Origin of the sequence: Paenalicyclobacillus macrosporangiidus (genome assembly GCF_900116805.1) — a bacterium.
Taxonomy (GTDB): Bacteria; Bacillota; Bacilli; order Alicyclobacillales; family Alicyclobacillaceae; genus Alicyclobacillus_H; species Alicyclobacillus_H macrosporangiidus.
The window spans coordinates 46,388-65,705 of record NZ_FPBV01000006.1; the positions used below are offsets into that span (position 1 = coordinate 46,388).

The 19,318-nt window shown below is 63.5% G+C and carries 25 protein-coding genes; 22 read left to right on the forward strand and 3 right to left on the reverse strand.

The genetic code is table 11. The features are described 5' to 3' along the window. Positions 1-45 precede the first annotated feature (45 nt). The 14 genes from BM357_RS06740 (at position 46) to BM357_RS06805 (ending at position 8,303) form a co-directional block, all read left to right on the forward strand. A complete protein-coding gene (locus BM357_RS06740) occupies positions 46-351 on the forward strand; it encodes a KOW domain-containing RNA-binding protein (RefSeq protein ID WP_231493458.1) in 306 nt (101 codons plus the stop codon). Then, positions 329-547 (forward strand): translation initiation factor IF-1, encoded by a 219-nt coding sequence (gene infA / locus BM357_RS06745; protein ID WP_029421857.1) that lies wholly within the window; start codon positions 329-331, stop codon positions 545-547. The genes BM357_RS06740 and infA overlap by 23 nt, the downstream gene beginning before the upstream one ends. A gap of 95 nt (positions 548-642) precedes the next feature. Continuing rightward, a complete protein-coding gene (gene rpmJ / locus BM357_RS06750; RefSeq protein WP_029421856.1) occupies positions 643-756 on the forward strand; it encodes a 50S ribosomal protein L36 in 114 nt (37 codons plus the stop codon). Between the two features lie 139 nt (positions 757-895). After that, positions 896-1,264, forward strand: a complete 369-nt coding sequence (gene rpsM / locus BM357_RS06755) for a 30S ribosomal protein S13 (protein WP_029421855.1) — start codon at positions 896-898, stop codon at positions 1,262-1,264. A gap of 55 nt (positions 1,265-1,319) precedes the next feature. Beyond that, on the forward strand, positions 1,320-1,733 hold the full coding sequence (rpsK, locus tag BM357_RS06760) for a 30S ribosomal protein S11 (protein WP_074950909.1): 414 nt from the start codon (positions 1,320-1,322) through the stop codon (positions 1,731-1,733). Positions 1,734-1,838: 105 nt separating this feature from the next. Continuing rightward, on the forward strand, positions 1,839-2,465 hold the full coding sequence (rpsD, locus tag BM357_RS06765) for a 30S ribosomal protein S4 (protein ID WP_074950911.1): 627 nt from the start codon (positions 1,839-1,841) through the stop codon (positions 2,463-2,465). Between the two features lie 168 nt (positions 2,466-2,633). Next, on the forward strand, positions 2,634-3,572 hold the full coding sequence (locus BM357_RS06770) for a DNA-directed RNA polymerase subunit alpha (RefSeq protein WP_074950913.1): 939 nt from the start codon (positions 2,634-2,636) through the stop codon (positions 3,570-3,572). Positions 3,573-3,645: 73 nt separating this feature from the next. Then, the gene (gene rplQ / locus BM357_RS06775) at positions 3,646-4,008 is read left to right on the forward strand and encodes a 50S ribosomal protein L17 (protein ID WP_074950915.1); all 363 of its coding nucleotides are present in this window, start codon (positions 3,646-3,648) and stop codon (positions 4,006-4,008) included. A gap of 32 nt (positions 4,009-4,040) precedes the next feature. After that, a complete protein-coding gene (gene truA, locus BM357_RS06780; protein ID WP_074950917.1) occupies positions 4,041-4,784 on the forward strand; it encodes a tRNA pseudouridine(38-40) synthase TruA in 744 nt (247 codons plus the stop codon). Positions 4,785-4,894: 110 nt separating this feature from the next. After that, positions 4,895-5,335: a 50S ribosomal protein L13 gene (gene rplM / locus BM357_RS06785; RefSeq protein ID WP_074950919.1), complete on the forward strand. Its 441-nt coding sequence runs from the start codon at positions 4,895-4,897 to the stop codon at positions 5,333-5,335. An 18-nt stretch (positions 5,336-5,353) separates the two neighbouring features. Next, positions 5,354-5,746, forward strand: coding sequence for a 30S ribosomal protein S9 (gene rpsI, locus BM357_RS06790; RefSeq protein ID WP_074950921.1), 393 nt, complete (start codon positions 5,354-5,356; stop codon positions 5,744-5,746). Between the two features lie 143 nt (positions 5,747-5,889). Beyond that, complete coding sequence (locus BM357_RS06795; RefSeq protein ID WP_139234601.1) at positions 5,890-6,615, forward strand: N-acetylmuramoyl-L-alanine amidase; 726 nt, start codon at positions 5,890-5,892, stop codon at positions 6,613-6,615. Continuing rightward, positions 6,612-7,142, forward strand: coding sequence for a hypothetical protein (locus BM357_RS06800; protein ID WP_074950925.1), 531 nt, complete (start codon positions 6,612-6,614; stop codon positions 7,140-7,142). The genes BM357_RS06795 and BM357_RS06800 overlap by 4 nt, the downstream gene beginning before the upstream one ends. A gap of 81 nt (positions 7,143-7,223) precedes the next feature. Then, a complete protein-coding gene (locus tag BM357_RS06805) occupies positions 7,224-8,303 on the forward strand; it encodes an Mrp/NBP35 family ATP-binding protein (protein ID WP_074950927.1) in 1,080 nt (359 codons plus the stop codon). A gap of 51 nt (positions 8,304-8,354) precedes the next feature. Here the strand turns inward: BM357_RS06805 and gerD are convergent, their stop codons facing one another. Further along, on the reverse strand, positions 8,355-8,999 hold the full coding sequence (gene gerD / locus BM357_RS06810; RefSeq protein ID WP_074950929.1) for a spore germination lipoprotein GerD: 645 nt from the start codon (positions 8,997-8,999) through the stop codon (positions 8,355-8,357). A 117-nt stretch (positions 9,000-9,116) separates the two neighbouring features. On the opposite strand from gerD, the gene BM357_RS06815 reads away from it, so the two are divergent. Then, a complete protein-coding gene (locus tag BM357_RS06815) occupies positions 9,117-9,758 on the forward strand; it encodes a KinB-signaling pathway activation protein (protein ID WP_074950931.1) in 642 nt (213 codons plus the stop codon). Between the two features lie 109 nt (positions 9,759-9,867). Here the strand turns inward: BM357_RS06815 and pdaB are convergent, their stop codons facing one another. Beyond that, the gene (gene pdaB / locus BM357_RS06820) at positions 9,868-10,548 is read right to left on the reverse strand and encodes a polysaccharide deacetylase family sporulation protein PdaB (protein ID WP_425426526.1); all 681 of its coding nucleotides are present in this window, start codon (positions 10,546-10,548) and stop codon (positions 9,868-9,870) included. Positions 10,549-10,713: 165 nt separating this feature from the next. Between pdaB and BM357_RS06825 the strand changes: the two genes are divergently transcribed. From BM357_RS06825 to BM357_RS06855, 7 genes are all read left to right on the forward strand, one after another. Continuing rightward, positions 10,714-11,343 carry a stage II sporulation protein M gene (locus BM357_RS06825; RefSeq protein ID WP_074950935.1) on the forward strand — a complete coding sequence of 210 codons (630 nt, stop codon included), beginning with the start codon at positions 10,714-10,716 and terminating at the stop codon, positions 11,341-11,343. A gap of 122 nt (positions 11,344-11,465) precedes the next feature. Continuing rightward, entirely contained in the window at positions 11,466-12,284 is an 819-nt protein-coding gene (gene cdaA, locus BM357_RS06830; protein WP_074950937.1) for a diadenylate cyclase CdaA, read from the forward strand. A gap of 1 nt (position 12,285) precedes the next feature. Then, positions 12,286-13,497, forward strand: coding sequence for a CdaR family protein (locus BM357_RS06835; RefSeq protein WP_074950939.1), 1,212 nt, complete (start codon positions 12,286-12,288; stop codon positions 13,495-13,497). Between the two features lie 80 nt (positions 13,498-13,577). Continuing rightward, a complete protein-coding gene (glmM, locus tag BM357_RS06840; protein WP_074950941.1) occupies positions 13,578-14,921 on the forward strand; it encodes a phosphoglucosamine mutase in 1,344 nt (447 codons plus the stop codon). 450 nt (positions 14,922-15,371) lie between these two features. Beyond that, entirely contained in the window at positions 15,372-17,204 is a 1,833-nt protein-coding gene (gene glmS, locus BM357_RS06845; protein WP_074950943.1) for a glutamine--fructose-6-phosphate transaminase (isomerizing), read from the forward strand. Between the two features lie 345 nt (positions 17,205-17,549). Continuing rightward, a complete protein-coding gene (locus BM357_RS20085) occupies positions 17,550-17,891 on the forward strand; it encodes a TipAS antibiotic-recognition domain-containing protein (RefSeq protein WP_217647675.1) in 342 nt (113 codons plus the stop codon). 187 nt (positions 17,892-18,078) lie between these two features. After that, on the forward strand, positions 18,079-18,582 hold the full coding sequence (locus BM357_RS06855; protein WP_074950947.1) for an alpha/beta fold hydrolase: 504 nt from the start codon (positions 18,079-18,081) through the stop codon (positions 18,580-18,582). A gap of 98 nt (positions 18,583-18,680) precedes the next feature. On the opposite strand, the gene BM357_RS06860 is transcribed toward BM357_RS06855, so the two are convergent. Next, positions 18,681-19,253, reverse strand: coding sequence for a manganese efflux pump MntP (locus BM357_RS06860; protein ID WP_074950949.1), 573 nt, complete (start codon positions 19,251-19,253; stop codon positions 18,681-18,683). Between the last annotated feature and the right edge of the window lie 65 nt (positions 19,254-19,318).

Sequence of the window (19,318 nt, forward strand, 5' to 3'; positions counted from 1 at the left end):
TGAGGTGGGGGCATGTCGAGGTCTTTACCTGAGATAGGGCGTGTCGTGGAGGTCACACGAGGCCGTGACGCCGGTCTGCTGTGCGTCGTCATCGGTCACGTCCCGGATCGGTTCGTGATTGTGGCTGATGGGGATAAACGCAAGGTCGACAAGGCGAAAAAGAAGAATGTGGCACACGTGCGCACCACGCCGTACATCGCACTCGAAGTGGTGGAAGAATTGCGGGAACAGGGTAAAGTCACCAATGCACGTCTGCGGCATGCTTTGCGCCGTTACCAGGAGCAGATCGCCGAAGCCGGTGAAGCGGTGAAGGAAGGGGGCCAGCCAGGTGGCGAAGGACGACGTGATTGAAGTGGAAGGCACGGTCATCGAACCGTTGCCGAATGCCATGTTTCGGGTCGAACTCGACAACGGGCATAAGGTGTTGGCGCACGTGTCGGGCAAGATCCGGATGCACTACATCAAAATTCTGCCGGGCGACCGGGTGACGGTGGAATTGTCACCGTACGACCTGACCCGTGGTAGAATTACGTACCGGTACAAGTAAGTGAAACTGGCTTGCACCGGGACAATCCGTTATGATAGCGGAATGAGGAGGTATCGGCATACCGTGCCGGCCTCCGCATGCGAGGAGGGTTTGCCGTGAAAGTGCGGCCTTCGGTGAAGCCGATGTGCGAGAAGTGCAAGGTCATCCGCCGGAAGGGGACCGTGATGATCATCTGTGAAAACCCGAAGCACAAGCAGCGCCAGGGGTGAGGTGGAGGCGCCCGTCTCCGCCAGCCCTGCGTGCTGCCTGCCGGCACACGTGTGCGATCACGGTTCAGCAGCGGCTGCCTTTGGGTCTGAACCGTGTTTTCGATAGATGTGATGAACCTCTCGGAGGTGGAGTGAAGACATGGCTCGTATCGCTGGCGTTGACCTGCCGCGTGATAAACGGGTGGAGATCGGCCTGACCTACATCTTTGGCATCGGCCGGACCACCGCGAACAAGATCCTGGCGGCGACCGGGATCAACCCGGACACCCGGGTGCGCGACCTGTCGGAGGACGAGGTCGTGCGTCTGCGCGATTACATTGACAAGAACGTCAAGGTGGAAGGCGATCTCCGCCGTGAGATTGCATTGAACATCAAGCGGCTGATGGAGATCGGCTGCTACCGGGGCATTCGCCACCGCCGCGGCCTGCCGGTGCGCGGCCAGCGCACAAAGACCAACGCGCGCACGCGCAAGGGCCCGCGCCGTACGGTGGCTGGCAAGAAGAAGTAAAGCTGCGCGAGCGGCATCGGGATACGGTTCAGGTTTGAACGAGGAGGATGGATGAATGGCGAAGGCACAACGCAAGGGCCAGGCCGGCACGGTCACGCGGACGCGCCGGCGGGATCGCAAAAACGTCGAGGCGGGTATCGCCCACATCAAGTCTACATTCAACAACACCATCGTCAGCATCACGGACCCGGCGGGCAACGTGATTGCCTGGTCGTCCGCAGGGAACGTCGGCTTCAAGGGATCCCGCAAGAGCACGCCGTTCGCGGCCCAGATGGCGGCCGAAGCGGCGGCACGGACGGCGATGGAACACGGCATGAAGACGGTCGAGGTCCAGGTCAAGGGGCCGGGCGCGGGCCGGGAAGCCGCCATTCGTTCGCTGCAGGCGGCGGGGCTCGAGGTCAGTGGCATCCGCGACGTGACGCCGATTCCGCACAACGGCTGCCGGCCGCCGAAGCGCCGCCGCGTCTGACGGGGATGCCTGCGCAGAGCACGAGTGGAACGGATCAGTATGCCCTGATTTCCGCGTTTTACGCGGAACGGGGGTATAGATGAAACTGGAGGTGTCAACACTAGAATGGCAAGATATACCGGACCGGTTTGCCGCCTTTGCCGGCGCGAAGGCGTCAAACTGTACCTCAAAGGTGAGCGCTGCTTCAGCGATAAGTGCGCCATTGATCGGCGGCCTTTCCCGCCCGGGCAGCACGGCCAGGGCCGCAAACGGACGTCCGAGTACGGTTTGCAGCTGCGCGAGAAGCAGAAGGCCCGCCGCTACTACGGCGTATTGGAGAAGCAGTTTGAAGCGTATTACGACGAAGCGGCCCGGCGCCAGGGCGTGACGGGTGAAAATCTGCTGCAGATCCTGGAGAGCCGCTTGGACAACGTGGTGTACCGTCTGGGCTTCGCCGCGTCACGGGCCGAGGCGCGCCAGTTGGTCCGCCATGGCCACTTCCTGGTCAACGGGCGGCGTGTCGACATCCCGTCCTATCTGACCAAGCCGGGCGACGTCATCCAGATCCGCGAAAAGAGCCAGCAGTTGGAGCGCATCAAGGTTCTGCTCGAGAGTGCGGAGTCGCGGACCATTCCGGCCTGGCTGGAGTTGGATCTGGCGAACAAGCAGGGGCGCGTGGTCCGCTTGCCGGCGCGTGACGAGATTGACACGCCGGTCGCGGAGCAGTTGATTGTTGAACACTACTCGCGTTAACGCCGGCGCGAGGCGGGGAGCCTGAGGCCGGTTGAGCCGCACAGCATGGACCTGGTGTCCATCGGCGCCCGGTGTGCGCCGCATCACCGCTCGGCCGCGGCCGGAGGCTTCCTCCGCAGAGCGGCGTCCGGACCGCCGTACAGGTCCGCGTAGCGAGGAGGGTTACGGATGATCGAAATTGAGAAGCCGAGGATTGAGGTCGTGGACGCCGGCCCGACGTTCGGGCGGTTCGTCGTCGAACCGCTGGAGCGCGGGTATGGCACGACGCTCGGGAATTCGCTCAGGCGCATCCTGCTGTCGTCCATCCCGGGTGCGGCGGTGCGGTCGGTCAAAATCGAGGGCGTGCTGCACGAGTTCTCGACCATCCCCGGGGTGGTCGAGGACACCACGGAAATCATCCTCAATCTCAAGCGGCTCTCGCTCAAGATTCATTCCGATGAAGAAAAGGTGCTGGTCATCGACGCGGAGGGCCGGGGCGAGGTCAAAGCGGGAGACATCCGCGCAGATTCGGACGTCGACATCGTCAATCCGGACCTGCACATCGCCACGCTGACCGAAGGAGGGCGCCTGTACGCGGAGCTGAGGGCAGGCCGAGGCCGTGGCTATGTGTCGGCGGATCGGAACAAGGACCCGGATCAGGAGATCGGCGTCATTCCGATTGACTCCATCTACTCTCCAATCACGCGCGTGAACTTCCAGGTCGAGAACACCCGCGTCGGCCAGGTCACCGACTACGACAAACTGACCCTCGAGGTTTGGACCGACGGGAGCATCGCGCCGGAGGAAGCCGTGAGCATCGCAGCCCGGATCCTGGCCGAACACCTTCAACTGTTCGTCGGCCTGACGGATCAGGGCAAAGAGACGGACATCATGGTGGAGAAAGAGGACGCGGCCGCGGACAAGACGCTCGACATGCCGATTGAGGAGCTCGATCTGTCGGTGCGGTCCTACAACTGCCTGAAGCGTGCGGGCATCAACACCGTCGGCGAACTGTGTTCGCGGACGGAGGAAGAGATGATGAAGGTCCGCAACCTCGGCCGCAAGTCCTTGGAAGAGGTCGTGGAGAAACTCTCCGCGTTGGGATTGTCGCTCCGGCAGGAAGAATAGACAGGCCGGCGGATGGGGGGCGGTGCGCTTCCCTGGGTCGGCCCGGTGATGTGTTGCAGAGGAGGGGAATGCAGTGCCGTACCGAAAGTTGGGGCGTCCGACAGGGGCGCGGAAGGCGTTGTTCCGCAGCCTCGTGACGGATCTGTTGCTGTACGAGCGCATTGAGACCACCGAGGCGAAAGCCAAGGAGTTGCGCAAGATCGCGGACAAGATGATCACGTTGGCGAAGCGCGGCGATCTGCACGCACGGCGCCAGGTGGCGGCCTTTGTCCGCAAAGAGATGGTGGACGACGAGGGCACCAAGAACGTCATTCAAAAGCTGTTTGACGATTTGGCCCCGCGGTTCAAGGACCGCAACGGAGGCTACACGCGCATCATCAAGGTCGGTCCGCGCCGCGGAGACGCTGCGCCGATGGTGATCATCGAGCTGGTCTGAGCGGCGTTCCGCTCACCGGGATGGGGTCGGCGATGCCCAAGATCCGGATGACAATTGCGTACGACGGGACGGATTTTCACGGCTTCGCGCGGCAGCGGGGCCTGCGGACGGTCCAGGGGACCTTGGAGGACGCGTTGGCCCGCGCGCTCGGACACCCGGTGGAAGTCGAGGGGTCCGGACGAACCGACGCCGGGGTGCATGCGCGCGCTCAGGTGGTGCATTGGGAGCAGGATCACGGTCCCGCTCCCGAACGGTACCCCTACGTGCTCGGCCGGATGTTGCCCGGGGACCTGATTCCGATTCACGCGGAGCTGGCGCCGGACGACTTCCACGCCCGTTTCTCGGCCAAGCGCAAGACGTACCGCTACACCATCCAGCGGGCGAGGGTGCCGGACGTGTTCACGCATCGCTACGCGTGGCACGAACCTTCGGCCCTGGACCTGGCGCGCATGCGCGACGCGGCGCAGCAGTTGGTGGGGGAGCACGATTTCACCAGCTTCTGCGCCGCCGCCACGCCGGTGGAGGACAAGCGGCGGGTGATCTACGACCTGCGGTTGGAAGAGCGCGGCACCTATCTGGATATCTACTGTACGGGAAACGGTTTTCTCCAGTACATGGTCCGCATCATCGTGGGAACGCTCGTCGACATCGGGCTCGGGCGCCTGAACCGTCCCGTGACGGAGATCCTCGCGGCCCGCGATCGGAGATGCGCCGGCCGGACGGCGCCCGCGAAGGGGCTGACGCTGTGGGACGTGGCGTATGAAACGTCGCCTTGACCACGCAGCCGGGTGTGTTATAAGATATATTTTAGTGTTTTTTACCCACTGCCCCGTTACACCGAATATGCAACGACAGGCTGGATAGACGATATTCAGGAGGGACACCCATGCGGACGACGTATATGGCGAAGCCAAACGCCGTGGAACGCAAGTGGTACGTGATTGACGCGTCCGGCAAACGCGTCGGGCGTTTGGCGTCCGAGATCGCGTCCATTCTCCGCGGCAAGCATAAACCGGAGTTCACTCCGCACGTGGACACCGGCGATTTTGTGGTCGTCGTGAACGCCGACAAGGTGGTGTTCAGCGGCAACAAGCTCCATAAGAAGATCTATCGCCGCCACTCCGGGTACCCGGGCGGGTTGAAGGAGATCCGGGCCGTCGACCTCTTGAAGACGCACCCGGAGCGTGTGTTGTTCAACGCCGTACGCGGCATGCTGCCGCACAACTCGTTGGGCCGCAAGCAGTTGACGAAATTGAAGGTGTACGCCGGACCGAATCACCCGCATCAGGCCCAGCAGCCGATTCCTTGGGAATCTGCGAGCAACTAACGGAGGAGGGACTCTGCCATGGCACAGCTCCAGTATCTTGGCACGGGCCGCCGCAAGCATTCCGTTGCTCGCGTGCGCCTGTTGCCTGGTGACGGCAAGATTGTGGTGAACCGGCGTGACATCAACGATTACTTCGGGTTGGAGACGCTGCGGCTGATTGTGAAGCAACCGCTTCTCCTGACGGATACGCTCGGCCGGTATGACGTGTACGTCAACGTGTACGGGGGCGGCATTTCCGGGCAGGCCGGCGCCATCCGCCACGGGATTGCGCGCGCGCTGCTCAAGGTCGATCCGAACCTGCGCCCGGTCCTGAAGAAGGCCGGATTGCTGACGCGCGACGCCCGGATGAAGGAACGCAAGAAGTACGGCCTCAAGGCGGCTCGCCGTGCACCCCAGTTCTCGAAGCGCTGAGCAGGCGGATCGCACGGAACACAAGACAAACGAGCGGCACGGAGTGCTGGTATGGCACCTCGTGCCGCTTTTTTGCGCACATGAGGCGTCCGGGGCTTGCGTAGACTGTATGGGGACAACACGAGCGAGCGAGGTGTTGACCCTTGGGGGAAAGACGGACGGGCCTTCGTGCAAAGTCCCGCTTGGCAGCCGCCATGTGCGCGTTCGCCATGTGGGCGCTGCCCTGCGGAAGCGGGGGGACGGTGCATGCGGCGGAGCCGGGGTTGGTTGGGCGGACCATCGTGATCGACGCCGGGCACGGAGGACCGGACGGCGGAGCCGAGGGGGTCAACGGGCAACTGGAGAAGACTGTGACGCTGGCGGTCGCGCTGAAGGTGGCCGAATTCCTGCGTGAAGCGGGGGCCGACGTGCACTTGACGCGGACGAACGACGACGATTTCGCTTCCGATGAAGACACGGCCCGGCGGAGGCGCCACCAGTCGGATCTCCGCAACCGCACCCGCTTTGTCCAATCCCACGACCCGGACGCCTTCGTCAGCATCCACTGCAACAGCGCACCGTCTCCAGCCTGGCGCGGGGCACAGACCATCTACATGGAGGGCAATGAGGAAGGGGAGCGGCTGGCCGAGATCATGCAGGACCATTTTCGGCAACAGTTGCTGCCCACCCGGCGGGAGGCGGAGGACATGAGCACACTGTACCTCCTGAAACGCATCGAAGGGCCTGCGGTGCTCGCGGAGATTGGATTTCTGTCGAATCCGGAAGAGGCCGCCCACTTGGTGCAGAGCGCCTACCAAGAGGCGGTGGCGCTGGCCATCTACACGGCCCTGCTGGAATACTTCGGCACGCCGGCGGACCAACCGTCATGAGGCGACGGCGCGGCCGTTTTGTCGCGCGTCCGCGGCGGCGTTCGTCCCCGGCGGCAGGGGCTCTGGTCGGCATCGGGGCCGTGCTGTGCACCGCCATCGTGGCTTGGGGACTGTACGGCCTGTTTAACAAGTCCCCCGCGGGGCAGGAGGTCAGCCCCGCGGCGGACGCGCACACGCCACCGCCTCGACTGACGCTGCAGCGCACGAATTGGGTTTGGAACAATCATCCTGTCTATCGGCTGACGAACGCGTCCTCGTCCACCCTGTCCAATGTGCATGTCTACAGTTGGAGCAGGGAGAAACTCCCGGTGCTTGCCATCGGCCGCCAGCCTCCGGCCGGTGCCTCCTCGGCGCAACCACTTCAACACCCGCCCTTCCATCTCGCGCCGGGAGATTCCGTGTGGGTCGCCGGACCCGCAGCAACCGATGCGAAACCCTTCACGGTCACGTGGGAGGACTCCGGACGTGTCGCGTATGCCATCCTGCGCGAGACCGCCGAGGCCGCGCAGCGGCCCCCTGTTAGGTAGCCATGGTCTCGGTTTGGCAAGGGTTCACTCCATGATGTACACTGAGAGGGAATGTCAGGCTGCAAAGGGGGCGAGGGTCACATGGTCACCAAGGAGCAGATTCTGGACGCGCTCCGGGACGTCGAAGACCCTGAAGTGCATAGAAATATCGTCGATTTGGATATGGTGAAGCGGATTGAGGTAGACGGGGATCGCGTCGAAGTGGAAGTGCTGTTGACGGTCACCGGCTGTCCGCTGCGGACGACCATCGAGCACTCGGTGCGGGAGCGCCTCTTGGCCGTGGAGGGCGTGCGGGAGGTCGATGTGGTCATCGGGACCATGAGCGACGAACAACGTGCGCAGTTCGCAGCGAAACTGCGGGGAGGCAAGGAACCCCAGACCCTCCCGCCGTTGCTTCAGCCCGACAGCGGCGTCACCTTCCTGGCGGTGGCCTCCGGCAAAGGGGGCGTCGGGAAATCGACCGTGACCGCCAATTTGGCTCGTGCGCTGGCACGGGAAGGCCTCCGGGTCGGGTTGGTGGACGCGGATATCTACGGGTTCAGCATCCCGAGCATCTTCGGGATTGCGGAGCGCAAACCGACGGTCATCAACGACCTCATCCTGCCGATTGAAGTCAACGGCGTCAAATTGATGTCCATGCATTTCTTCGTACCGGAGAATCAACCGGTGGTGTGGCGCGGACCAATGCTCGGCAAAATGCTCCGGAACTTCTTCGGAGAGGTCCACTGGGGCGACCTGGACGTGATGTTGCTGGATCTCCCGCCCGGCACTGGCGACGTCGCGCTCGACGTGCATCAACTCCTTCCGAAGAGCAAGGAGCTGATTGTGACGACACCGCAGGCCAACGCGGCGGAGGTCGCGGTGCGCGCCGGCGTGATGGGCTTGCGGACCAACCATGAGATCATCGGCGTGGTCGAGAATCTCTCCTACTTCGCCTGCCCGTGCTGCGGAGAGAAGACGTATTTGTTCGGCCGGGATGGCGGCCGGCACGTGGCCGAGGCGCTGCGGACCGAGCTGTTGGCCGAGATCCCCGTCGCCGATTTGTCCGACGGCGGCCGGGCGCTCTTTGCGGACGACACGCCACAGGGAGAGGCGTATCGCCAGTTGGCTCGCCGGGTCATTGACCGCGCGGGGCTAGCGACCGCCGTGGCGTCCCGTTGAACCCCCGATCCGACATTCAACCACGTCCGCCTTCACGGAGGCGGACGTTTTTCATCTGCCTCCCTGGCCTCCGCCCTGGCTTCCGCCTGTACCGCCTTGATTCTGGCCCTGACCGCTTTTGCCACTCATCTGCTGGATGGAGTCGGCGACCGCACGTTTGAGGGCGTCCTCAAACTGCGTCCGGAAAGACGGCGTCTGAAGGGCGTCCGTCATCACCTTCATGATTTGGCCACGAAATTCGGGTGTCTGCATCAACCCCTGAAGGTGCTGGCTGAACTCGGGCGATTTGAGCAGAACCAACATGTCCTTCTGGTACTGCGGGTCCTTCAACAACTGCTTCTGCATTTGCATCAGTTCGGGTTGAATCGACTTCGCCAGCGTGGCCGCGAACTGCGGGTCCTTGACCTGCTGCGCCAGGAACGATTGGTTCTTCTGGCTTTGCAGCTGTTTTTCCAGGGCCTGCGCCACATCCATTTCGGACAGGGCGAGCTTCTGTTTGGTCGACGGATCCCGAAGGGCTTCGGCGATGGCGCCTCTCCCCTCCGCCGAATGGAGGATGTCGACCACCATCTGTTTGGTCGTGCCGTAGTCCTGTTGGCCTGCGGCGCTGACGTCCGCACCCATGCCACCGCCGCAACCCGCGGCGAGCAGCAGCGCGATGGCCAAGGGGACCCACCGGACGCGTGATCCGGTCATGAAGTCTCACCCCACTGTCACGGGAATACCGGAAGTATGCGCGAGGTGGCGGCCCGTTATACGGTTTGTACCCAAGCGGGGTATCGGGTATGATGGAGGCGACGGGGAGGCATGCACATGCGTCTGAACCGCTTGATGTTTCTGATCGCCACCACGGTGCTGCTGGGCGCGGGGGCTGGCATCCTGACCACCGCCACGGGTTGGTGGCTGCACGTCCCGTGGTTCGCCGGAATGGTGTCGGGCGCCTTTTTTGCGACGACCAGCCTGATGGGATTCTGGGCTTACCTCACCCTCAATTTCGTCGCCCGCGTGACGCTGCCCCGCCGCGTCTGGCGTTGGGCGCAGGCGTTGGTGCTGGCGATCGTCCTGTACGACATGCTGTACTGGCGGTATCACCTGCACGCGGCCTCCGCCGGGGAAGACTCCGCGCTGTTCTGGACCTCGTTCTGGCAGGGATTGTGGCCGCTGGTGCCGGCCTTGGCAGGCGCGTTCGCCAAGCAGCGGTTGTCCGGCAGGGGAAGTTTTCTGCCGGCCCTGTTCTTCCTTTATGTGTTCACCATCCTCGACTCGCTGCCGTTCATTTGGCTGCAGTACGGGTGGTCCCAATCCAGCTCGCTGGTGAACCAGACGCTCTTGGTCGTCATGGCGTGCAACCTGTACCTGATCCTCGTCTTTGGGAAACTGTTGAACCGGCCCGACGGTTCGGGTTCATCCGTCATGGCGGAACGGATGGAGACAGGGCGCGATGGGATGTCCTGAGACGGTGGCCGAGGCGAGCGTGGCGGCCGAGGCCTGTCCGCCATTCCGAACATGGACGGGGCGGAAGCCCCCCGAAGCCTGGCGGTCGGGAGGCCTGTTGACCGCACCGTCACTGGACGCTCGACTTGACATCCGCCAATGCCAACAGCTCGGAGACCGTCACAAACTGGTATCCCTGAGCCCGCAGGCCGGCGATGATCTGGGGCAGCGCTTCGACAATCTGTTTGGACGAGTCACTGGCGTGCATGAGGATGATATCTCCCGGGACGACTCGTTTCAGGACCCGGTCTCGAATGGCCTGGACGCCGGGGTTTTTCCAATCGAGGGAGTCGGTGTTCCACTGGATCACCGTGTACCCCAGGTCATTCAGACACTGGATGACGCGGGGATTGATGTCTCCGTTCGGCGTGCGGATCAGTTTCGTCTTCACGCCGGTGACCTGTTGGATGGCTTTCTCCGACAGACCCACCTGTTGAACGATCCAGGAGTTCGGATAATTGGAGAAATCCTTGTGCAGGTGGCCGTGATTTCCGATCTCGAACCCCATCCGGTGGATCCGCTTGGCGATCTCGGGATGGCGGAGGGTCCAGGGCCCGCTGAGGAAAAACGTCGCCTTGGTGATTTTCTCCCGCTCCAACGCGTCCAGTACCGGTTCGGGGACCTTGTTGCCCCAAGAGATGTCGAACGTCAACGCGACCACTTTTTTGTCGGTGTCCACCTTGTAGACCGCTTGGGGCTTTTCCGCCGCGAACGCCGGGGTCTGCCCGGATACGGCGTACAGCACCCACATGAACAGGGCGATCACCGCGGTCAGCGCGAACATGCGCCTTCCTTGCCGCATGTGCTTCCCTCCTTTTCGGGCTCCAGCCCGGACGTCTGAGCACAGTGTATGCGGCCGGTACATGCCCTATACAACTTGGCACCCCTGCCAAGACGGTGAGGAGATGGAACGTCCGTGCAACCGGTGAAACACCGTCTGTTTTTGTGGTTATGGGCTTTGGCGGCCGCCGTCCTCGCGGCCGGGTTCATCAGCGGTTACACCGCTCCAGACCAATTTGGGCACGCGCTCGCGCCCACGTTGGAGAAACTCGAGCAGTTGGCCGAGTCCGCGCGTACCGGCGACGGATCGGGCATTGGCATGTGGACCGTGTTTGTCAATAACGCGCTCGTCGCGCTGCTGTTGTTGGCCACCGGGGTATTCGCGGGCGTGATCCCCGTGCTGGTGCTGTGGTTCAACGGCCTGCTGATTGGGTACGTCGTCCAGGTGGGGGCATCGCACCTGGGTGTCTCCGCGTGGCGTGTGTTGGTGTATTCCATGCTCCCGCACGGGGTCTTTGAGTTGGCGGGCCTGATGTGGGCCGCCAGTTGGGGATTGTACTTGGGATACGTCGCGGTGTTTGGCGTGGCGGACCGGATTCGGACCGTGTTGCCCGGAACACGCGGGGGGCCGCGGCCAAAGCTTCGCAAGGAGCTGGTGCGCGCGTGCGTGCGCGTTCCCGGTGTCCTCGCGCTGTTGGCGGTGGCGGCCTGGATTGAGACCGCCCTGACCCCGGCCATCATGGGCTGGGGCTTGCCGCTGCATTGACGGACAGGCGCGGACGTACGCCTTGACGCTCGTCCACCTTGCCCGTCCACCTTGACGCCTGTCCAATTGTAAGAAACAATGGGAAGGAACACGGTCACAGTCCGTCGAGCTGGGTGGCGCCGATGAATGCGTGGTTGAACGTGCTGTCCAAATTCAATGTGCTGAACGCCATCGACATCCTGATTGTCGCGTTCGTGCTGTACCGGCTGCTCCTGATGATCCGGGGGACGCGCGCGGTCCCGCTGCTCAAGGGCGTCGTGGTGATCCTGGTGGCCACGGCGCTCAGTTCGGCGCTTCACCTGGAGGCGCTCAACTGGCTTCTGAACAAGATCATCACCATCGGGGTCATCGCGATTCCGATTGTGTTTCAGCCCGAACTCCGCCGAGCCTTGGATCAGCTCGGCCGGGGCGGGTTTTTTTCGATTTCGTTCACGGCCGATCGCGCGGACGCGCAGCAACAGACCATCGCCGAGGTGGTCAAGGCGACGCAGGTCCTCTCCAAGACGAAGATCGGCGCGTTGTTGGTCATTGAACGGAAGACGGGCCTGTCCGAATACGCCGAGACCGGGACGCAGATTGAAGGCCTGGTATCCTCCGAGCTGCTCATCAACACGTTCATCCCCAACACGCCGCTGCACGACGGCGCGGTGGTGATCCGGGGCAACCGCATCGTCTCCGCGGGGTGCTTTTTGCCGCTGACGGACAACCGGGATCTCAACCGCGAGCTGGGCACCCGGCATCGCGCGGCCATTGGCGTCACGGAGCAGACGGACGCGATTGCCGTGGTCGTCTCGGAAGAAACCGGAAAGGTGTCGTTGGCGGTGGACGGCGTCCTGACGCGCGGACTGCAGGAGGCGGACCTGCACGAGCTGCTCGCCAGTCTCCTCCTTCCCAAGCGCTCCAGCCGCTTGCACTTCCTGCACCGAAAGGCGGAGTCGTGACGTGGACCGGTTTTTGAACAGCAATGCCTTTCTCCGCGTGATCGCCTTGGTGATGGCGTGCGTTCTGTGGTTGTCTGTCAACGCGCCCGGGAATTCGGGGGGCGGGGCCGGGGGACCGGTGGTCAAATCCTTTCCCTATCCCGTCCGGGTCCAGGTGTCTCCCGACATGACGGTGACGAGCATTGACAACCCGACCGTCATGGTGGAAATCGTCACCGACGCCGTCAATGTGTCCAGCTTGACAGCCCAGATGCTGGGGGTCTCGGTGGTGGCGGACGCGCGCGGCCTGTCCGCCGGCCGGCACGAGCTGCGCTTGACGGCGACCGGGATGCCGCCGGTCCGATATTCCATCGATCCGCCCGTGGTGACGGTGAACCTGGACCACAAGGTCGTATCGGTGGCCGATGTTCGGGTGACGACCACCGGGAAGCCGGCGGCGGGATACGAGGCGGGCCAAGCGACGGCCGACCTGCAGGCGGCGCAGGTGTCCGGGGCGCAGTCGGCCGTCGCGCAGGTGGACCACCTGGAGGCCGCGGTGGCCATCGACGGCGCCAAGGCGGCGGTGACCCGCACGGTGGAACTGAAACCCGTCACGGCGTCCGGGGCGCCGGTGGCCGGCGTCGAGGTCAACCCGCCGACGGGCACGGTGACGGTGCAGATCCGGCCCAAGTCGGTGACGGCGCGCCTGGTGCCGGAGATCCAAGGCAGCCCGGCGGACGGATACGCGGTGGCGGGAGTCCGCTTCAATCCAGCAGACGTACGGCTGCGGTTGGGGGAGGACGCGGCCATCGGGATGGACGCCGTGCAGGTCCCGGTCGATGTCAGCGGGCTCACCCGCACGAAGACGTGGACGGTGCACATCCCATTGCCTGCGGGAGCCACCTCGGCAGACCCGTCCGAGGTCACCGTCACGGTGGAGGTGGATCAAAGCGCACAGCGAACCTTCCACGGACTCCCGGTGACCGTGGCCAACGTTCCGGCTGGACTGCGAGCGTCCGCGGCGACGCCGGCGATGGTGGACCTGACGGTGACGGGACCCGCGGCGGTGGTGGCCAAGATGGCCGATTCGAACCTGCACGCGTACGTGGACGCCTCCGGGCTGGCGGCAGGGACCTATACCCTGACGCCAAAGGCGGAGGTGCCCGACTGGGTCCGGGTGTCGGATTGGGCGCCGGCCGCTGTCCAGGTGCAATTGCAGCCCGCCCGCCCCTGACCTCCTCCCTGCATGCCCCGGTTGCCGTCAAACCTTGGCCTGTGGCACAATGATGGGGGTTTGAAGGGAGCGAAGGACTGTTGGGCAAATGGTTTGGTACCGACGGGGTGCGCGGGGTGGCCAACCGGGACCTGACCCCCGAGTTGGCCTTTCGGCTGGGACGGATTGGGGCGTATGTGCTGGCGAGGGAAGGATCCGGGCGCCGCGTCGTCATCGGCAAGGACACGCGGATCTCGAGCGATATGCTGGAGGCCGCGCTGGTCAGCGGGGTCCTGTCGATGGGCGTGAACGTGTTGCGCCTGGGCGTCATCAGCACGCCGGGCGTCGCGTATCTCACGCGCCATCTGCAGGCCGACGCGGGCGTGATGATCTCCGCTTCCCACAATCCGGTGGAAGATAATGGCATCAAGTTCTTTGGCTCGGACGGATTCAAACTGTTAGATCAAGCGGAAGATGAGATAGAACGGTGGCTCGGAGAGACGGAGGATCGCCTGCCGCGTCCGGTGGGTGGCGGCGTCGGGCGGGTGTACGACGAACCGGCGGAAGACGAGTACGTCCGCTTCCTGGCGGGGACGGTCCGCCATCGGCTGGATGGGCTGAAGGTGGTGCTCGACTGCGCCAACGGTGCCGCGAGCCGCATCGCGCCGCGGGTATTCCGCCAACTGGGGGCGGAGGTCACCGTGCTCAACGACCAGCCCGACGGGGTGAACATCAATGTGGGGTGCGGATCGACCCATCCGCAGGTGATTCAACGGGCGGTACTCGACGCCGGGGCGGACGTGGGCCTGGCGTTTGACGGGGACGCCGACCGCGTGATTGCGGTCGATCACACCGGACAGGTGATAGACGGCGACTTCATCCTGGCCGTCTGCGGCCGGGCGTTGAAGGCGCAGGGCCGGCTGAAAGGCGATACGGTCGTCGCCACCGTGATGAGCAATCTCGGATTCGTGAAGGCGATGGCGAACCTGGGCATCCGGGTGCAGACCACGCGCGTCGGGGACCGCTATGTGATGGAGGCGATGCGCGAGGGCGGATACGTGCTCGGGGGGGAGCAGTCCGGCCATGTCATCTTCCTCGATCACACGACGACGGGCGACGGCGTGCTGACGGCGCTCCAACTGGTCGACGTCATGATGGCCAGCAGGCAGCCGCTGGCGGAGCTCAGCAGGGTCATGACGCGCTACCCGCAACTGTTGGAGAATGTCCGCGTCCGTGATAAGGCCGCGTGGCGGAGCAATGACCGCATCCAGGAAGCGATTCGGCGCGCGGAGCGGGAACTGGGGGACGATGGCCGGGTGCTCGTTCGGGAGTCGGGGACGGAACCCCTGGTGCGCGTGATGGCGGAAGGGCCGGATCCCGCCCTTCTCCAGGCGTGCGTCGCGCAGATTGTGCGCGTGGTTCGCGAGGAATTGGGAGGCGCCTGAGAGAATGCGCGCAGAGGCGCTCACGCAGGCCGGGCGTGCCGCGGGGGCGCCTTTGGTGCCTTTTTCGAAACCGACGGGCCATCACAGATGGGCCGCTGCAGGTTCCTCTGCGGCGGCGGGGGAATAGCTTGACGTATGGCTTTGCGCGTGAAAGGGGGGATGCCGGCAGAGCAGGACGCGGGAGGGCAGGAAACTGGGCAGGAACTGCGAGGTTGGGCAGGAACGTGCGCCGGTGAATCTGGGACGCCGGGGCATGACACAAGCGCCTGGACTGTGCGGTCCGCGCGCCCCTCAGGGTGCCGCGGATTGGGAACAGTTGACGCGGAGGAGGTCAGCGAACCATTCGGCGGGTGCCTCCCGGTGTGCGCCGCACCGCGAGCGAAGCTCGAAAGCCGCCGGGCGACCGGCGGGACAAGGGCGAGCAGGCGAATGAGGAGGAAGACAAAATCGATGTGCGGAATCGTGGGATATGTCGGGCCGCGCGCGGTGCGCAGCGTGATCGTCGACGGGTTGCGCAAGCTGGAGTACCGCGGGTATGACTCGGCGGGCATCGCCACGCTCGATAGCGGCGTCTTGCGGACGGTGAAGTCGGTCGGGCGGTTGTCCAACTTGGAGGAAAAGCTGGCGGATGGCGAGGCGGGCGGCCACATCGGCATCGGACACACGCGGTGGGCGACGCACGGCCGGCCGTCCGATGAAAACGCGCATCCGCATCAGGACTGCAGCGGCCGGTTCGCCATCGTGCACAACGGGATCATCGAGAACTACCTGAGCTTGCGCGAGGAACTGTTGGCGCGCGGGCACCAGTTTAAATCCGAGACGGATACGGAAGTCGTGGCGCACCTGATTGAGGAGCTGTACAAAGGGGACCTGTTCCAGACCATGCTGGACGTGGCGAAGCGCCTGCGCGGCGCGTACGCCCTGGTGGTGCTGGCCAAGGACCACCCGGACACGCTGGTGGCGGTGCGCCGATCGAGCCCCATCATCGTCGGTCTGGGCGACGGGGAGAACTTCGTGGCCTCCGACATCCCGGCCATCCTGTCGTACACCCGGGACGTGTACGTCCTCGAGGACGGGGAGTTGGCGGTCGTCCGGGCGGACGGTGTGTCCATCCACACGTTTGACGGGGAGCCGGTGGCCGGCAAGAAGGTCCTGCATGTGACCTGGGACGCCGTGGCCGCGGAGCGGGGCGGTTATCCGCACTTCATGCTGAAGGAGATCTACGAGCAGCCGCGGGCCATCCGGGACACGCTGACGGGCCGCATCGCCGACGATCTGTCGCGCGTCACGCTGCCCGAGCTGAGCTGGAGCGATGATTTTGTGCAGTCTATGGATCGGGTGCACATCGTCGCCTGCGGCACGTCGTGGCACGCCGGGTTGGTCGGCAAGGCGGTGATGGAGAAACTCACGAGGATCCCGGTGGATGTGGAAATCGCTTCGGAATACCGGTATCGCGATCCCATTGAGACCGCAGGGACGCTCGTCATCGTCATCAGCCAGTCGGGCGAGACGCTGGACACCCTTGCGGCGCTGCGCGATGCCAAAGCCAGAGGGCGGCACGTGCTCGCCATCACCAACGTCGTCGGCAGTTCCGTGGCCCGCGAGGCGGATGATGTCATCATCACCTGGGCGGGCCCGGAGATTGCGGTGGCTTCGACAAAAGCGTACACCACCCAGTTGGTGGTCCTGTACCTGCTGGCGGTGTATCTGGGGCAACGGCGCGGAACGCTGGAGGATGGCACCGCGAAACAGATCCTGGCGGCATTGGCCGAGCTGCCCATGGCTGCGGAGCAGGTGTTGGACACCGCACCGCAGGTGGAGCGCTTCGCCCGGGAGTGGGCAGACGCCCGCGACACGTTCTTCATCGGGCGCGGGATTGACTACGCGATGGCCCTGGAGGGGGCGCTGAAGCTCAAGGAGATCTCGTATATTCACGCGGAGGCGTACGCGGCCGGCGAGCTGAAGCACGGCACCCTGGCGCTGATCACCGAGGGGGTCCCGGTCATTGCCCTGGCGACGCAGACCGACTTGTACGAGAAGACGCTGAGCAACATCAAGGAGGTCAAGGCGCGCGACGCCTTCGTGCTCGGGGTGACGTTCGCGGGCGACGAGGAGATGCGCCACTCGGTCGACGAGGTGCTGTACGTGCCGAGGACGCTGCCGGTGCTCGCGCCGGTCATCACCGTGATCCCGCTGCAGCTTCTGGCGTATTACGCCGCCGTGGCGCGCGGGAACGACGTTGACAAGCCGCGCAACTTGGCGAAGAGCGTCACGGTGGAGTGAAGGGGCTGTCGGGGAGGAAGTCCTGTGTTCGCAAAAGGACTTCTTCCCTTCGCAAAATACGTTTATCTGTAAAATTGATCCTCCTTGTAAAACGGGTGAATCTGGGGGAACATCCTGGATTCACCTTTTTTATTGCGGGACCGATAGAATGACGGTGACGGGCATTGCATCCAATGACGTGGAAGGGACTTGTTTCATAAAAGTGCTTGAGTCAGACGTTGCGTCACAGGTTACGTGGGTCTGGAAAGGAGGTTTTGGGTTGGGTCGAAGGCTCTATCATATGCGCGAGTTTGCCAAAAGAGCGTCTGTGTCCGTGCGAACGCTTCAGTTATTCCAAAAAGGGCATTGAGGAAGCTGGCACAGCAAGAATTTACGGAAGAAATACATCAACAATACGGTTATTTTCGAGATGAACTTAGGAGACTTGTGGCGCAGAACGCAGACCCATCCAATCAGGAGGCACAGCGTCTTGCCGAGTATTTGGCGGACTTAAACAGACGAGTTTCTCAAGGATGGGATAAAGACATCCTCGACGGAATGATCAAGTCTTGGGAGAACTTTAATGCGTTGCCCGAAGAGAAGAAACCGCAAATATACCGTCTGACCCCAGCGGAAAGACAGTTCATCAAAGAAGCGTGTTCAATCCTGCAAAAACGGAGATCCCAGGATGAATCTAGATGGGAGTGAGCCAACAGCGGTAACGTCTGAACCTGCTTCATAAAATGTGAACGGGGATTTCGTTCTCGTGGCAGGGAACACAGATTCGTTATCGAATGTCTCTGAACACGCTGTGTTTGGAGACAGAGCGGAAGCCATCCGCCTTCCGCCTCACTGCAGGCAGGATTTCTTCCGTGTTCAGGGAGGACCGTTACGTTTGGAGAGGCATTTTTTCGAAGCTAACGGCGTGAAGCTGTCCTATTTGGATTTTGGCGGCCCATCCACACGAACCCTGGTGGCTCTTCACGGGCATTTCGGTACGGCGACCACGTTCGCCGACTTGGCGAGGGGTTTACCGGAGTGGCGGGTCGTGGCGCTGGATCAGCGGGGACACGGTTGGAGTGACCATGTCGCCGAAGAGGCCTATGGTCGAGACAACTACGTGCAGGACCTGCAAATTTTCATCGAAGCAGAATTGGGCGGATCACCGGTGGTCCTACTGGGGCACTCGCTGGGTGGGGTGAATGCATATCAGCTTGCGGCGCGAAAGCCCGCGCTCGTCCGAGCCATGATCATCGAAGACATCGGCGCCGAGATCCACGACGACCAAAGTTGGCTGAAAAAATTGCCTTCCCGGGTCCCCACCCTTCGGGAACTGCAGCAGACGTTGGAGAACCTTCTTCGCCCAGGGGCGTTTTCTTACTTCGGAGACTGGGTGTGAATATATTCAGCGGGCCTTGACGTGTGCGTAGGACCGTCTTGCCAAGAGGACACGAAAGCCCCGCCGACACGGGCGGGGCTTTTGCATCACCGCAGCGGTCACACCAACTGCCGGATGCCGATGACCATCAGGGTGACCCCCGCCAGGATGCCGCCGTACGTCCCGAGCACCCGGGAGACCAGGGTGTGTGCCAGGCGGTTTCCCAACCACAGGCACAGGTATCCCCAGGCGCCGATGCTGACGGAGATGGCCCAGGTCGGCAGGGACGTGGTCAGCGACGCACTGGCGCCGCTGGCCACGTTGGTGGCGGAGAGGGCCATGCCCAATGCGATGCCTTCCCGCCAGCCCGGGGGAGCCAACGGCCGCCGGATGTTGGCCTCCGGCAACCGGGCGCTGGAGCACAACAGATACCACCCGAGCCCGCACAGGACGAGGCAGGCGGCCATTTGAACCCACACCAGCGGCACCCAGGCCGACAAGGCGCTTCCCGCCCATGCCCCCATGACCGAAGATGCCAACCCGATCCCATTGACGATGCCATTGACCCAGTGGGGGAACCGAATCCCGGCGCTGCCGTAGGCCGCTCCCACCCCCGTGTTGTCGATGTTCGATCCAATGCCGATCACGCTGACGAGCGCCAGGCACGACAACAGATGCGGCCATCCGTCCATCCGCCTCACCCTTCCCCCGCATCGCTCGACCTGCCTTTCCGCAGGTCAATCCATTCGATGGGAAA